The following is a 12,136-nucleotide window of genomic DNA, read 5'->3' as shown; positions in this document are numbered from 1 at the left end:
GTTTCAACCTCCTTGTTTTTCAAAGATAGTTATATACTGACCATAGTCATGTTCGATTGTTTCTAAAGTTGTCACCATACCTTCTAACAACAAACGCGCCGCATTTAAAGCGTCGGCATTTACGTCGCTTGGTAGGATCACCTTTAAATAACCACCATCTGTGCCTTGGTCAATCATAGGTTCAATTCCACTATGTTTCATGACTGCATTGGTCATACCGAAAGTAACGGCTGATACTGCAGCACAAACTAGATCGTGACCATGAGGGCCACTATCCGCATGCCCGCTTAATTCAAACCCTTCTATGGTTTGATCGGGCAAACGATAAATAATTGCTTTAATCATTGTTCATCCAACCTTAAGCGTTGATCTTTTCGATAACCACTTTTGTATATGGCTGACGGTGACCTTGCTTACGGTGATAGTTTTTCTTAGGCTTAAACTTGTAAATTGTTACTTTCTTTTGACGACCGTGTTTTTCAACTTTCGCCTCAACAGAAGCACCTTCTACTAATGGCGCGCCAACTTTTACGTCGTCACCACTTACAAAAAGAACTTTGTCAAATGTAACAGTTTCACCAGCTTCAGCAGCTAACTTTTCAATGTAGATTTCTTGACCTTCTTCTACTTTGATTTGTTTACCACCTGTTTCGATAATTGCGTACATCCTACTGCACCTCCTTAAAGACTCAGACTCGCCATCACAGGCGCATTCACATGCTTAAAACCTGGTCAGTGCGGTTGTAGCAACGGGTGCTACATAACTTGCATAACGTACAAATCATACCACGGCGCATTAAAGCTTGTCAATAGTTTCTGATTGGTTTTCAAAAAGAAACGTATCGATTAATGTCTGACTACCATGACGTATGAATGAAAAACGCGGTTCGGTCATGTCTTGTAAAAAATACACAACAGCTGAAGTCGTTTTTGAGAGAACTTCACGGTCAATATTTTCAAGAAACGCTTGGTACACATCAGGTGATACACGCACAACCGCAACATCCTCTGTTAGTGAGGCGATGGCACGTTCAAGTTCAAAACAAAGGGTCGCACGTTTTAAAGGCGAAGGCATGAGTTGTTGATCAAATAACGTGTCCATCACACTTTTTGTTTCACGCTTCCTCGTCAGTTCGAATAAACATCCGGGAAAACCAATATAATTTCACTGGTAAAGTGTCTTCGGCTATTGCTTTTTTTAACGTATCCATGACCGCCTGTTGATCTTTTCTGGACGGCATCCGAATGAAATCAATCACAATCATACCAGAAAGATTACGAGCCTGAATGACTTTAGCGGCTTGTTTAGCCGCTTGTTTATTAATAGATACCACGGACCGCGCCCGTGATTGATTGGACGTATAGCTTTTTGAATTGACATCAATCACTGTCATTGCTTCTGTTTGTTGGACAATGAGTTCCACACCTAAACCGGCATCGATGATGGGTGTGGATAATCGTTCAATATACGCAGTAATTTTAGGAGCAAGGCCTTGAATAGCAGCCTTTTTTACTTGGACCTGGACACGGTCACTATAGACAGATTCGATTTGTCGTTTCAACTTTACATCATCGACAATGACCTGGTCAATTGTCGATAAATCTCGTCCTTCCAGGTACTTTAGGTGCGTCTCACTTGTTGATGACAACTGCCCTGGTTTGTTCTGTGCTTTTGCGCATGCGAGGTAATGCTGAAAGCGCGCTTGTAACGTTTCTAATTGAATTAATAGTTCTTGGTCAGACAGTGCATCCGCTTTTGTGCGTACGACTACCCCACCTGTATTTAACTGACCGCTAAACAAGGTTTGCAGCTCCTGCCTTTTATCATCAGCTAATTTCCGTGAGACATTGCCCCCTTCCTCATACGGTAAGTAGACGAGCGCCTGATCAGATAGATTGATTTTCCTCGTGAGTCTTGCACCTTTAGATAGAAACGGTGCTTTTGTCACTTGGACAATGATATATTGCCCTTCGGTTAAACCGGACGCTTGATCATGCTGATTATAATCGTGATGATCTAGATAACCCGGTGTCTCAAGTCCAATATCAACGAAACTTGCATTTAGCTGGTGGTCAATATCCGTGATTCGGCCATAAAAGATGGCGCCGACCAACACATCTTCATTTGGTCGGATGAACTGAAGATCTGTGATGATCTCTTGTTCGGTTGTGATATGTAATTTTTCGGTTAGTTGTGTCAGTAAAAAGAGCGTTGTCATGTCAGTCACCTATTTCTAAATAATATTTCACCGGATTCATATATCGCTCAATCATCTGTTGTTCACTGATCAGTTGGTGTGTTTGTTTAATGATAAACATCGTTGATTGATTTAAGCGTAAGCATTTGAGGGCTTGATTGGGTTGAACATCTGAATCAATGTGTGCCAGTAATGGCTGTTTTATCATGTTTTTTCGTCGAAATAACAAAAAGCGATACCACATATAAGGTTCATCTTTTAAGTCTAGCCGAATTTCGCGTAAAAGAAAACCTACAAGCAACAGAAAAGCGAAAGAAAAGTGACCATAAAAAATAAAGCCCCACGTTAATATGAAGATATTGAGAATAGATAGCATTAACGTGAGGTGATAACTTTTTTTTAAAAGGCAGGCGGAGATTACATAAGAGATAGATGATTTTCCCACCATCTAACGGCCAAATCGGTAGAAGGTTAAAACAGACGAGTGTCACATTCGCACGCATCGCAAAATCGATCACTGTCATTGGTTGAGCGGATTGTTTTAAAAATAAACAGGCAAAAAAAATAGCCACATGCTGCAGTGGACCGGCTAGTACAACGAGCCATTGTTCTTTTAGTGGGCGCATGAGAAAAGCGTCTGTTTCCATCACGCATCCGAACATAAACAGCCGTAACTCTTTGATTGGCCATTTAAAATATAGCGCCGTTAAAAAATGACCACATTCGTGCCAGCACATGATCACTAACAATACGAGATAATTGGTTAATTGACCTGTCAGAATGACGACGATGACAAATAACAGCCAACTAATATCGATAGACATTCGCCGAGATCTCGTTATTTTCATTCTGGATGCTCCACTAATAAGTCAACGACCCCAGCGCTATTCTGAAGGGTCACTTCACCAATCTGTTCATTTTCTCGAATGAATTGATAAGGTAACACACTCGTCTTAGCTAAACCGCTATAGGTCATACTTTCTCCTGACGCATGTTGAATCCTCACGGCTTCTTTACCATTGTCACCTTTACCGACATAGATGACCAAGCCCGATTGTACCGCATAAATATTTTTATCGCCAACCGCAACCGTCACACCTTCGGTTAGTTGATCTTTCTCAGCGACCGTAATGGCTAACGTTTGATGGTGAGGTGGGAGCGGTTGAAAGACATCGATGACGGTACCAAAGCGCTGCTCATACCATTGATAGACAGAAGCGAAAGGAAAATCCTGTAAAAGCGTGCGATTAACAGTCATTGTTAATGACGCAGGACTATCTGTTGATTGACTAAAGCTCATCAGACAAAAAAGCACGGCTGATAGTGTTAATTTAACAAGATGAGGCGTGAGTAAATGAGAACGTGTAGATGCCTGTGGATGATGCATTTTCTTCATAAGTGTTGCCTTCTCTTTATTAAGCGCTTTTATATGTGACAATGATTTTGGTGTCATATAACCCTCTCCTTTTTCATCCGCCTCTATGTATGGCGTTACAATAAAGGATACGTCTTTAAGAGAGAGAATATGACACAACAAAAGCATCAAACCTTTAAAAATAAAAAGGATTGATGCTTTTTTCATTATTTTTCGCGCATACCGAAGAATTTTTTCACTTTTGTCATAAAGGTTTGTTCCTGATCAAATGATTGTAGCGGTACTGATTCCCCTAATATGCGACGAGCAATATTTCGATAACTGATTGATGACTTAATGTTTGGATTTAACGCAACAGGTTCACCGTGATTTGAAGCTTTTATGACTTCATCGTCATCTTGTACGATACCGAGTAAATCAATCGATAGCACTTGAATAATTTCATCGATCGTCATCATATCGCCACTTTCCATCATATGATTTCTGATCCGGTTAATGATAAGTTTCGGCGAGGTAATCTCTTCTTGTTCCAACAGTCCGATAATTCGATCAGCATCACGTACACTTGATTTTTCTGGTGTCGTCACGACAATCGCATGATCTGCTCCAGCGACCGCATTTTTATAGCCTTGTTCAATCCCTGCTGGGCAATCTATCAAAATATAATCAAACTCTTGTTTTAATTCATTAACCATCTCAATCATAGCCTCAGGTGATAAATCATGCTTATCACTTGTTTGCGCGGCAGGTAGGAGGAATAAATAATCGAACCGTTTATCTTTGATAAGTGCTTGTTTCAACTTACAGCGTCCTTGCGCCACATCAATAATGTCATAAATAATTCGATTTTCTAGACCCATCACGACATCTAAGTTGCGCAAGCCAATATCGGTATCCATTAAACATACTTTTTTATCCATTAATGCCAAGGCTGTTCCGAGGTTTGCGGTCGTTGTCGTTTTACCAACGCCACCTTTACCTGAGGTAATTACAATCGCTTCAGACATTTAAAACACTCCTTTCAAACCCATTAATGACTGGGCGCTTTTTCATCACGTGTTGCAGCCGATCCATGATAATCTGACCATCATCGATATAGGCACACTCCATGTACACCCCATCCGTTTCGTAATCGGGGCACGTGAATACAGTTCGGCAATTCTTAATTGAACCGGGTTCATGAGTGAGGCTGCAATCACGACATCCGTATTCCCCTCATACCCCGCATGGGCAATCCCGCGTAGGGCACCTAAGACAAAGACATTGCCGGTCGCTTTCACTGTCCCACCCGGATTCACGTCACCAATCACAAGCACATCGCCGACAATATCAACGACTTGCCCTGACCGGACCGGACGGGTATGCAGATGAATATCTGATGCTTCTTTTAAAGCTAAGGCTTCTTGTTTTGTGATGACGTGCGAGACGATATCTTGAACAACAAGACGACGTTTAGATTGAATCAATGTTTTTAATTCTTCTTTCTCGTCCGTATGTAATAGGCGGTTCCCTAGTTCAACTTTAATCGTAATAAGCGAATCAACTTCGTCAAAATCGTCTTGATTTAACATATCAATCAACTGTTCTTTAACAGCATGAAACGGCGCATCATCACTTAAAAATAACGTTAAACCGTCTCGTGTACCTTTAATCATCACTAATGGTTTTTGAGACATGTCTACACCTCCATCCTTACTTTTGTTCAAAACGTTCAAACGAATAACGTGCGAGTAAACGTTTAAATAACATGAATTGAATGAGAAAAACTAAATAATTCATTGCCAGTGTCATCAATAAGCGTTGTTCCAAGTAGTCTTGAATACTGAGTCCTGTTATACCAATCAGTTGGTAGAGCCAATAAATCATCCCATCTACTAAAATAATCGCTAAAAAGAAGACAAAACTTGAGACATAAAAGTTAACATGTAAGACTTTTCTTAAATGATGAATAACGTATATCACAACAGCATAACTAAACATATAGACACCAATAATCTGACTATAGACGATATCCAGGACAAGGCCACTGAGGATGGCATATAAAAAGCTATAATACGACGTCTCTTCATCGTAGTATAAGCCAATCATAATAAGAAAAACAAAGACCCCATGGATGGTGACGATAAAGCCACTTGCTTCAAAACTATCCGGAATAAATAAGAAATTAATTCCTTGTAAAATGATCAACATAAACAATATGAGAGGTGGGAATAAGCGTGACATTACTCATCCCCACTTTCTTCAACCTCGTCAATCGACGTAAGTAAGCGATCAACCACAATCACGTGATTCAACTCTTCAATATCCGCTGAAGGCTTTACATACGCAATTTGGGTTAAACCATATTGGTCTGTCGTTACTTCTTCTATCGAACCAATTTCTAAGCCTTTAGGAAAGACGCCACCTAACCTGATGAAAACACGGTTGTATCAAGTGGAATATCTTCATAGCTATCAGTAAATTCAAGTAACAGTTGTTCTCGCGTATCATCGTAACCTAAGATAAACCCTTTTGCATCTGTCTCCGTCTCTGGTAAATCAACATTGACAGAAATACGATTCGAGCGGTCAAAGCCATTAAGTAATAAGACAGTCGAGGTGAACTGCCGATGATTGAATTTTACCAATCATCCCGCTAGCTGTAATCACAGCCATATCTTTTTCAACACCGTGTTGCTTACCTTTATTTAATGTGACCTGATTAAACCATTGTTCAGGACTTCTGGCGATAACAGTCGCTTGAATCGGACGATAGTCCGTCATTGTTTCCGTCTTATCTAAGACCGCCTTTAATTCTTCATTTTCTTTCGTTAACTCTTGTACTTCATATAACTTTTGTTGGTACGTTGAGAGATTCTCTTTCAATTGTTGGTTCTCTTCATACACCTGCTTCATTTCATCAATATTTCCAATAACATCTCTGACATAATAGACAGGACGTAGTAGCACATTTTGAAACGAACAACGGTATCTTGGATGAACTCTTCAACGGAAGAAAGCTCTTCACGATTGCTTAAAGAATAGCCAATGAGTCCCACAAGAATAATAAGGCTAATAAGAATCGTGAATAGCCGTTTTCTTCTAAAAAACGACATAATGAAACCTCCAATAAGCGTTAGTTGTTTCTACTAGCAACGTTAGGATGCGATTTAAAATGTTCGATATACTCTAAAGCTTTTCCTGTCCCAATCGCAACGGAGTCAAGTGGTGATTCCGCAATAAAGACCGGCATTTTTGTTTCATCAGAGATAACACCATCTAAATCTTTAAGTAATGCACCGCCACCTGATAAGACAATGCCACGTTCCATAATGTCCGCTGACAATTCTGGTGGTGTTTTTTCCAAGGTCACTTTAACGGCTTCAACAATCGCTGCCACCGTATCGCTAAGTGCTTCGGCAATTTCAGTTGAGGTGACTGTAATCGTTTTTGGTAAGCCTGTAAGTAAATCTCGCCCACGTAAATCAATCGATGTTTCCTCTTCACTTACGCGCGCTTGCCCGATTTCCATCTTAACGGTTTCAGCTGAACGCACCCCAATCATTAAGCTGTATTTCTTACGGATATATTGAATAATCGCCTCATCCATATCGTCACCTGCGGTACGAATCGACTGACTTGTGACGACACCACCGAGTGAAATAACCGCTACCTCTGTCGTACCACCACCGATATCAACAATCATACTACCCGTCGGTTCCCATACAGGTAAGCCTGCCCCAATCGCTGCCGCAAAAGGTTCAGATACAGGAAAGGCTTCTCTTGCGCCTGCTTGTTTAGTCGCGTCAATCACCGCACGCTCTTCTACCATCGTAATGCCTGATGGGACACAGACCATAACATTCGGCTTACGCGCAAATGGTGAACGTTTTTTCTGAGCCAAACGAATATAATACTTCATCATTGCTGCGGTTGTATCATAATCAGCGATCACACCATCCTTCATTGGACGAATAACTGAAATATTGCCTGGTGTACGACCAATCATGTTACGTGCATCACTACCGACAGCTTCTATCGCTCCTGTCGTATTGTTTTTAGATACAACGGATGGTTCTCTAACGACAACCCCTTTACCTTTAATGTATACGAGCGTATTCGCTGTCCCTAAGTCAATCCCTAAATCTTGCGTAAAACTAAATTTCCCCACGTTAATCTTCCTTCCTTATTTACACGTCTCTATTTATCTTTGATATGTGTGTTTGTCATAATAGTAATAGTAAACACCTAACACAAGTCGCTCACCTCGTGTTAGGTGTTTAGTTTTTAACTTGCTTATTCAATTATACGAGAATTTGAAAAAAATAGATAGGGGTTAGACGTACCCTTTTTCTTTTAATGACACAAATTTATGATCACCGATAATGATATGGTCGAGTAACGATATACCAATCAGTTCTCCACATTCAACTAAACGTTTGGTCACTTGAATATCTTCTTGAGATGGTGATGGGTCGTAGGGTCGGTAGTAAGAAGCGAATCTACCTCCCTCAGAACCGTACGTACTCCTTTCAAAGTATACGGCTCGCCAGTGTGAGGGCAATCAGGAGAAGGATGATTCAGATAAGAGAATGGCTGAAAACCCACTTGGTTCAGTTTCAACCGGGCGCATCTTTTCGTCAAGCGATATTTATGCGCAATCGTACATACCAGGCTCTGATAGGCAAAGTGGTCTAATTTGGCTAGAGCTATTTTATTAGTGGCATACCGGTAGTAGTCATGAATGGCTGTCATTTCGTCTTTGTACCGTTTATAAATATAATCGATAGATTGATAGACAAGAAAGCGTCGACTTTCCGGACGATGATGATTATACACCCCGTACTTAAAGCAATGCGCGAGATGCGTTAATTGCGGTATCGGAATCGTTAAAGCGAGTGACTGACCCGCTCTTTTTATGTGATAGCCTTTATACATCATTTTTTCAAATCGTTTGACCTTGAGTGTCACATGATGCCTACGGAGTGCAAGTATCACTTCCGATACCGGACGATCACTCGTAAAAATAATGTGGTAGTGTGACGTTTCTTTAAAATCAATAAACATTAGCCCTAAATTTTCTAGAACAGCTAATACATGCGCATGCATCATACGATCACTCGTTGACACAATCCAAAGAGGGGGATAATTAAGATCTTTCACATTCTCTCTTTCCTCTCCTTATACTTTCTCACACCTGTCTTCCTTTTCCGTGCTAAACAGATTACCTGCAAACGTTGAATAATACGAAGACTCCGTTACCTTATAACTTGTGCTACTTAGGCAATCCCTACCTTACTAATCAATCAAGATACGTCATACTTAGGTACTCCTTTCAACTATTGCTTTCCAATGGGAAAACTCAGAGGAATAAGCTTATCATATACTGTATCTGACGCGCACAGCATATTTATTCCTATCACGTATCCAACGCGTCTGTAAGTTTAGAGTTCAGGCAGTATAGCTTTTACCATATATGACTTAACAAAAAGATCATGCGATGGTCCCGCAGATTATTTCTAATTGACGGTAAGATCTCTTGTTACTAAAAGTGATAAGCATTTTAGGGTGAATAACCACTTGATGGACTAACTGTGTAGGCGCACGCCAGAAGGATGATTGTGTAAGCAAACGATCGAGGCACAAGAGCGCTTAATAGCTTCACGGAAGATTTCACGTGGATGCGAGATCGAAGCATTTAGGCTCCCAATAAAGATGGTTTGTTGATGGATAATTTGATTCTTCGTATCAAGGAATAGGACGATAAAATGTTCCTGCTTTAAGAGACGCATATCTTCCATGACATAATTAGCGCCGTCTTCGGGGCAACGAATGACATAACGATCCGTTTTTTTAAATCGACCCATGCGATTACCCAATTCAATGGCAGCTAAAATACTGACGGCTTTGACTTGTCCAATGCCTTTAATTTGAACGAGTTCTTCAAGCGTGGCTTCTCTTAAACATTCAATCCCGTCAAAATGTTGATAGAGGCGAATCGCTAAATCATGAACACTTTCTTCACGTGTACCAGAACCAATCACAATCGCCAACAATTCTTGGTCGGATAAATGACTCGCGCCTTTGTTAATGAGTCTTTCTCTCGGCCTGTCTTGTTTGGGGATATCTTTCATTCGGACATGGAGTTCTTTCAACATGTCACTAACCTCCTTTCTTTATGATGTCTTTAGTTTAATCATTTTTACCTACTCTGCAAGTAAACATAAGAAGTCACCAAGATAAATTGTCATTAAAAGCATTCAAAAACCCACAAAACATGCGCTAAATTTAAAATTTTATAAGTTTTATGGCATCAAAAAAAGATTGACACATATGCGCCAATCTTTTCTCCCTAATGAAATAGTCTAACAATCACGCTTCATTATTCAATGAGGATACTTTCATTATAAAAAGCACGAATCGTTAATATAGCTTGCGTTTGAGTGTCACTTTGTTTCGTTAAATCTAATTCTGTTATTTCAATGAGGCGATCAATCGATTCTAATTGTTCCATGTAAGATTCTATGCCTATCACGTTATCACTTGTTAAGGTCACTTGATAGTGAATGGCACTGACACCGTCCGGATAAAATGCCGCATCTTCAGTCAAGCCTGCCCCACTGAGATTAATGGACGTTATAGAAACACCTGTCCTTGTTTCTAAGTCAAACAGGGTTTCAACAATTTGATCAACGGCTTCCTCAGTAGGCAAATGATTTCTAACGGCCTCAGCTTCTTGATTTAAGGCGTTTTCAGTCTGTTCATTCATCTCTGCTTGCCTTAAGACAAGTCGGTGTTCAGCTAAAGTTTGTTCTGTTACTTCAAGCTCTTCATGTAGCGGATCAAGTAAATAGCCTGAACCATAATAAAACAGAAACCCAAAGACAGCAACTATAATTAATACAATCAAGGTTTCATTTTTCCCCCACTTAATTATCATCGCTAAACACCTCACTTACTTGCGTCCGGTCAATCATCAAAGTAAACTGCGTCACATACGCCGTATCATTTACATCAATTGTTTCTAACGTCACACTTGTCACATAAGGTAAATTCACCAGGTTACGTTGCATGTCAACGACGTGTTGGTCATTGTCAAATATAATTTCAAGCTGTACAATGCCAGTAATGGTGAAAAAGAACCGCTCGACAGTTGCTGATGCTTGACTTGGTATTTGTTCTAACACATCATGATATAAATCATCTAACGGAAACTGGTTCTGCATCAATGTGTCTCGTTGATTAACTAATGTTGAGACTTGGTTACCGATTAAGTTGACCCGTTGTGATTCACTGATTTCATCGGCTTGTTGACTAATCGTGTCTCTATTACGTGATGTGTCAGTTTTAATGGATTCTGTCATCCACCAAAAATAACCCCCGAGTAATCCAAACAAGAGTAAGGCGATCACACTGATTAAAAATAGTGTGATGTTCTTTTTTTTCTTTTCAAAAAAGTTAATATTAACCATGTTTCGCCTCCTCTATTCTTCGGTATGGTCAAGATTTTGATTAGAATGCGTTGAATCGTCCTTCAGTCCTGACTCCACTGATGGTTCTATTTGTTGCTCTTTTTGTTTTCGTGAGCTTTTTTTATTTTTTGTTACCGCACTTTTAGGTTTGACTTGTTTCTTTTTCGATGATGATTCTTTGTAACCTAGACCGATTAAAGCTCCATAGCCATTAGGTAACGCCCTCGGTAAGTTGAGAGTTTTCACACTAATGTCAAATCGATCAGCCATCGTCTCCTTTAATTGAACGAGGTCGGGATGGTCACCTAAAAAAGCAACGTCAGTCACACCGGCACTTCCGTCTAGAACTGAATACTGATAAAAATCCATGAATCGTTCAATCGTGATTAACGTATTATCCCGCTCATCTTCTAACTCTTCTTTAGGTAGCGTGGAAACAAGTTCTTTTCCCGCCTCATCCAGTTGCCATGCTTGATAAGCATTTGAACTATGGACGTGCCGATTAAATTTCGGTTTATTATGATGGAAGACGGTTAAAGTTAAATCAAGTTTATTCCACTGGATCATCAACAAATGTTCATCATCTGTGGCGTCATGAAGCGATTGATACACCCGATAACCGCTGAGAAACGAAATGTCTGCGACAGCAGGGTTTAAACCAACGTCATTAAACAGTTTTTCAAAAGGTTTTAAGCGTTCTTTAGGATAAGCAAATAACAGAATCTCATTTGTTTCTTCCCCGAAGTTTAAGACATCAAAATCTAACACAGGATCTTTAAATGGTAAGCGAATACTACCTTCAAGCTGTAAGCGAATATATTGTTTCGCTTCATCATTAGATAGTTGGTTTGGAATCTCTTCTGTCCGCATCGTCACAAAACTATCAGGGACAAGAAAAGAGAGTTCAGCTCGTCGCCACTTCTTTTGTTCGACCAACGTTCGCAAGTGGCGTTTTAATTGTGCTTCATTAATTATACGACCATCTTCCATGACCAGTTGATCAAAAAAGACTTCTCCAAAATCTATATGTTCATCCGTTTTCATTTTCGGGCAGACAAGGTAACGGATACTTCGATCATTTATCGATAAAAACATGTTTTCTTAAAAAGTCCC

The 12,136-nt window shown here is 40.0% G+C and carries 20 protein-coding genes, 1 pseudogene and 1 other annotated feature; all 21 genes and pseudogenes read right to left on the bottom strand.

From position 1 onward, the window contains the following. Positions 1 to 3: 3 nt before the first annotated feature. On the bottom strand, positions 4 to 345 hold the full coding sequence (locus tag JCM19043_RS00250) for a ribosomal-processing cysteine protease Prp (RefSeq protein WP_062318974.1): 342 nt from the start codon (positions 343 to 345) through the stop codon (positions 4 to 6). A 13-nt stretch (positions 346 to 358) separates the two neighbouring features. Further along, positions 359 to 667 (bottom strand): 50S ribosomal protein L21, encoded by a 309-nt coding sequence (rplU, locus tag JCM19043_RS00245; protein ID WP_062318973.1) that lies wholly within the window; start codon positions 665 to 667, stop codon positions 359 to 361. 14 nt (positions 668 to 681) lie between these two features. Next, positions 682 to 753: a sequence feature (ribosomal protein L21 leader region), on the bottom strand. A 43-nt stretch (positions 754 to 796) separates the two neighbouring features. Further along, on the bottom strand, positions 797 to 1,102 hold the full coding sequence (locus JCM19043_RS00240) for a hypothetical protein (RefSeq protein ID WP_062318970.1): 306 nt from the start codon (positions 1,100 to 1,102) through the stop codon (positions 797 to 799). Positions 1,103 to 1,115: 13 nt separating this feature from the next. After that, positions 1,116 to 2,219, bottom strand: coding sequence for a ribonuclease E/G (locus tag JCM19043_RS00235; protein WP_062318968.1), 1,104 nt, complete (start codon positions 2,217 to 2,219; stop codon positions 1,116 to 1,118). Position 2,220: 1 nt separating this feature from the next. Then, a complete protein-coding gene (locus JCM19043_RS00230) occupies positions 2,221 to 2,406 on the bottom strand; it encodes a hypothetical protein (RefSeq protein ID WP_156321305.1) in 186 nt (61 codons plus the stop codon). A gap of 43 nt (positions 2,407 to 2,449) precedes the next feature. Further along, positions 2,450 to 3,046 (bottom strand): site-2 protease family protein, encoded by a 597-nt coding sequence (locus JCM19043_RS00225; RefSeq protein WP_062318964.1) that lies wholly within the window; start codon positions 3,044 to 3,046, stop codon positions 2,450 to 2,452. Next, positions 3,043 to 3,651: a M23 family metallopeptidase gene (locus JCM19043_RS00220; protein WP_062318962.1), complete on the bottom strand. Its 609-nt coding sequence runs from the start codon at positions 3,649 to 3,651 to the stop codon at positions 3,043 to 3,045. Before JCM19043_RS00220 ends, JCM19043_RS00225 begins: the two co-directional genes overlap by 4 nt. Before the next feature lie 128 nt (positions 3,652 to 3,779). Next, positions 3,780 to 4,580 carry a septum site-determining protein MinD gene (gene minD, locus JCM19043_RS00215; protein ID WP_062318960.1) on the bottom strand — a complete coding sequence of 267 codons (801 nt, stop codon included), beginning with the start codon at positions 4,578 to 4,580 and terminating at the stop codon, positions 3,780 to 3,782. 45 nt (positions 4,581 to 4,625) lie between these two features. Beyond that, positions 4,626 to 5,249, bottom strand: a complete 624-nt coding sequence (gene minC, locus JCM19043_RS00210) for a septum site-determining protein MinC (protein ID WP_369813694.1) — start codon at positions 5,247 to 5,249, stop codon at positions 4,626 to 4,628. A 16-nt stretch (positions 5,250 to 5,265) separates the two neighbouring features. Continuing rightward, positions 5,266 to 5,796 (bottom strand): rod shape-determining protein MreD, encoded by a 531-nt coding sequence (gene mreD, locus JCM19043_RS00205; protein ID WP_062318958.1) that lies wholly within the window; start codon positions 5,794 to 5,796, stop codon positions 5,266 to 5,268. Beyond that, positions 5,796 to 5,942: a hypothetical protein gene (locus JCM19043_RS18410; protein ID WP_369813709.1), complete on the bottom strand. Its 147-nt coding sequence runs from the start codon at positions 5,940 to 5,942 to the stop codon at positions 5,796 to 5,798. The genes mreD and JCM19043_RS18410 overlap by 1 nt, the downstream gene beginning before the upstream one ends. Before the next feature lie 35 nt (positions 5,943 to 5,977). Further along, on the bottom strand, positions 5,978 to 6,199 hold the full coding sequence (locus tag JCM19043_RS18405; protein WP_369813693.1) for a hypothetical protein: 222 nt from the start codon (positions 6,197 to 6,199) through the stop codon (positions 5,978 to 5,980). After that, positions 6,150 to 6,467 (bottom strand): rod shape-determining protein MreC, encoded by a 318-nt coding sequence (gene mreC, locus JCM19043_RS18400; RefSeq protein WP_369813692.1) that lies wholly within the window; start codon positions 6,465 to 6,467, stop codon positions 6,150 to 6,152. Before mreC ends, JCM19043_RS18405 begins: the two co-directional genes overlap by 50 nt. Further along, positions 6,464 to 6,667, bottom strand: a complete 204-nt coding sequence (locus JCM19043_RS18395) for a hypothetical protein (protein WP_369813691.1) — start codon at positions 6,665 to 6,667, stop codon at positions 6,464 to 6,466. The genes mreC and JCM19043_RS18395 overlap by 4 nt, the downstream gene beginning before the upstream one ends. Positions 6,668 to 6,687: 20 nt before the next feature. Continuing rightward, the gene (locus JCM19043_RS00195; RefSeq protein WP_062318956.1) at positions 6,688 to 7,722 is read right to left on the bottom strand and encodes a rod shape-determining protein; all 1,035 of its coding nucleotides are present in this window, start codon (positions 7,720 to 7,722) and stop codon (positions 6,688 to 6,690) included. 165 nt (positions 7,723 to 7,887) lie between these two features. Then, positions 7,888 to 8,028, bottom strand: a pseudogene (locus JCM19043_RS17080) (JAB domain-containing protein); the annotation flags it as partial. Then, the gene (locus JCM19043_RS17075; protein WP_231631342.1) at positions 7,995 to 8,489 is read right to left on the bottom strand and encodes a group II intron reverse transcriptase/maturase; all 495 of its coding nucleotides are present in this window, start codon (positions 8,487 to 8,489) and stop codon (positions 7,995 to 7,997) included. The pseudogene JCM19043_RS17080 and the gene JCM19043_RS17075, both read right to left, overlap by 34 nt. Positions 8,490 to 9,139: 650 nt before the next feature. Next, positions 9,140 to 9,709, bottom strand: a complete 570-nt coding sequence (radC, locus tag JCM19043_RS00185) for a DNA repair protein RadC (protein WP_231631329.1) — start codon at positions 9,707 to 9,709, stop codon at positions 9,140 to 9,142. Between the two features lie 224 nt (positions 9,710 to 9,933). Then, the gene (locus tag JCM19043_RS00180; RefSeq protein ID WP_062318954.1) at positions 9,934 to 10,491 is read right to left on the bottom strand and encodes a hypothetical protein; all 558 of its coding nucleotides are present in this window, start codon (positions 10,489 to 10,491) and stop codon (positions 9,934 to 9,936) included. Then, on the bottom strand, positions 10,481 to 11,023 hold the full coding sequence (locus JCM19043_RS00175; RefSeq protein ID WP_062318953.1) for a hypothetical protein: 543 nt from the start codon (positions 11,021 to 11,023) through the stop codon (positions 10,481 to 10,483). Before JCM19043_RS00175 ends, JCM19043_RS00180 begins: the two co-directional genes overlap by 11 nt. A 12-nt stretch (positions 11,024 to 11,035) precedes the next feature. Next, a complete protein-coding gene (gene pilM / locus JCM19043_RS00170; RefSeq protein WP_062318950.1) occupies positions 11,036 to 12,118 on the bottom strand; it encodes a type IV pilus biogenesis protein PilM in 1,083 nt (360 codons plus the stop codon). Positions 12,119 to 12,136: the final 18 nt, after the last annotated feature.

The sequence above is a fragment of the Halolactibacillus sp. JCM 19043 genome (assembly GCF_001310395.1).
Classification (GTDB): Bacteria; Bacillota; Bacilli; order Bacillales; family Amphibacillaceae; genus Halolactibacillus; species Halolactibacillus miurensis.
Note: the sequence above shows the minus strand (reverse complement) of the source record. Positions and strands in the feature narration are given on the sequence as shown.

Excerpts from the sequence above, each read along its gene's own strand:
- rplU (WP_062318973.1), bottom strand. The coding sequence starts at position 667 with ATGTACGCAATTATCGAAACAGGTGGTAAACAAATCAAAGTAGAAGAA.
- JCM19043_RS00240 (WP_062318970.1), bottom strand. The coding sequence starts at position 1,102 with ATGGACACGTTATTTGATCAACAACTCATGCCTTCGCCTTTAAAACGT.
- JCM19043_RS00250 (WP_062318974.1), bottom strand. The coding sequence starts at position 345 with ATGATTAAAGCAATTATTTATCGTTTGCCCGATCAAACCATAGAAGGG.
- JCM19043_RS00225 (WP_062318964.1), bottom strand. The coding sequence starts at position 3,046 with ATGAAAATAACGAGATCTCGGCGAATGTCTATCGATATTAGTTGGCTG.
- JCM19043_RS00220 (WP_062318962.1), bottom strand. The coding sequence starts at position 3,651 with ATGACACCAAAATCATTGTCACATATAAAAGCGCTTAATAAAGAGAAG.
- mreD (WP_062318958.1), bottom strand. The coding sequence starts at position 5,796 with ATGTCACGCTTATTCCCACCTCTCATATTGTTTATGTTGATCATTTTA.
- JCM19043_RS00230 (WP_156321305.1), bottom strand. The coding sequence starts at position 2,406 with ATGATAAAACAGCCATTACTGGCACACATTGATTCAGATGTTCAACCC.
- radC (WP_231631329.1), bottom strand. The coding sequence starts at position 9,709 with ATGTTGAAAGAACTCCATGTCCGAATGAAAGATATCCCCAAACAAGAC.
- JCM19043_RS18395 (WP_369813691.1), bottom strand. The coding sequence starts at position 6,667 with ATGTCGTTTTTTAGAAGAAAACGGCTATTCACGATTCTTATTAGCCTT.
- JCM19043_RS00235 (WP_062318968.1), bottom strand. The coding sequence starts at position 2,219 with ATGACAACGCTCTTTTTACTGACACAACTAACCGAAAAATTACATATC.
- minC (WP_369813694.1), bottom strand. The coding sequence starts at position 5,249 with ATGTCTCAAAAACCATTAGTGATGATTAAAGGTACACGAGACGGTTTA.
- JCM19043_RS00180 (WP_062318954.1), bottom strand. The coding sequence starts at position 10,491 with ATGATAATTAAGTGGGGGAAAAATGAAACCTTGATTGTATTAATTATA.
- JCM19043_RS17075 (WP_231631342.1), bottom strand. The coding sequence starts at position 8,489 with ATGTATAAAGGCTATCACATAAAAAGAGCGGGTCAGTCACTCGCTTTA.
- minD (WP_062318960.1), bottom strand. The coding sequence starts at position 4,580 with ATGTCTGAAGCGATTGTAATTACCTCAGGTAAAGGTGGCGTTGGTAAA.
- JCM19043_RS00175 (WP_062318953.1), bottom strand. The coding sequence starts at position 11,023 with ATGGTTAATATTAACTTTTTTGAAAAGAAAAAAAAGAACATCACACTA.
- pilM (WP_062318950.1), bottom strand. The coding sequence starts at position 12,118 with ATGTTTTTATCGATAAATGATCGAAGTATCCGTTACCTTGTCTGCCCG.
- mreC (WP_369813692.1), bottom strand. The coding sequence starts at position 6,467 with ATGAAGCAGGTGTATGAAGAGAACCAACAATTGAAAGAGAATCTCTCA.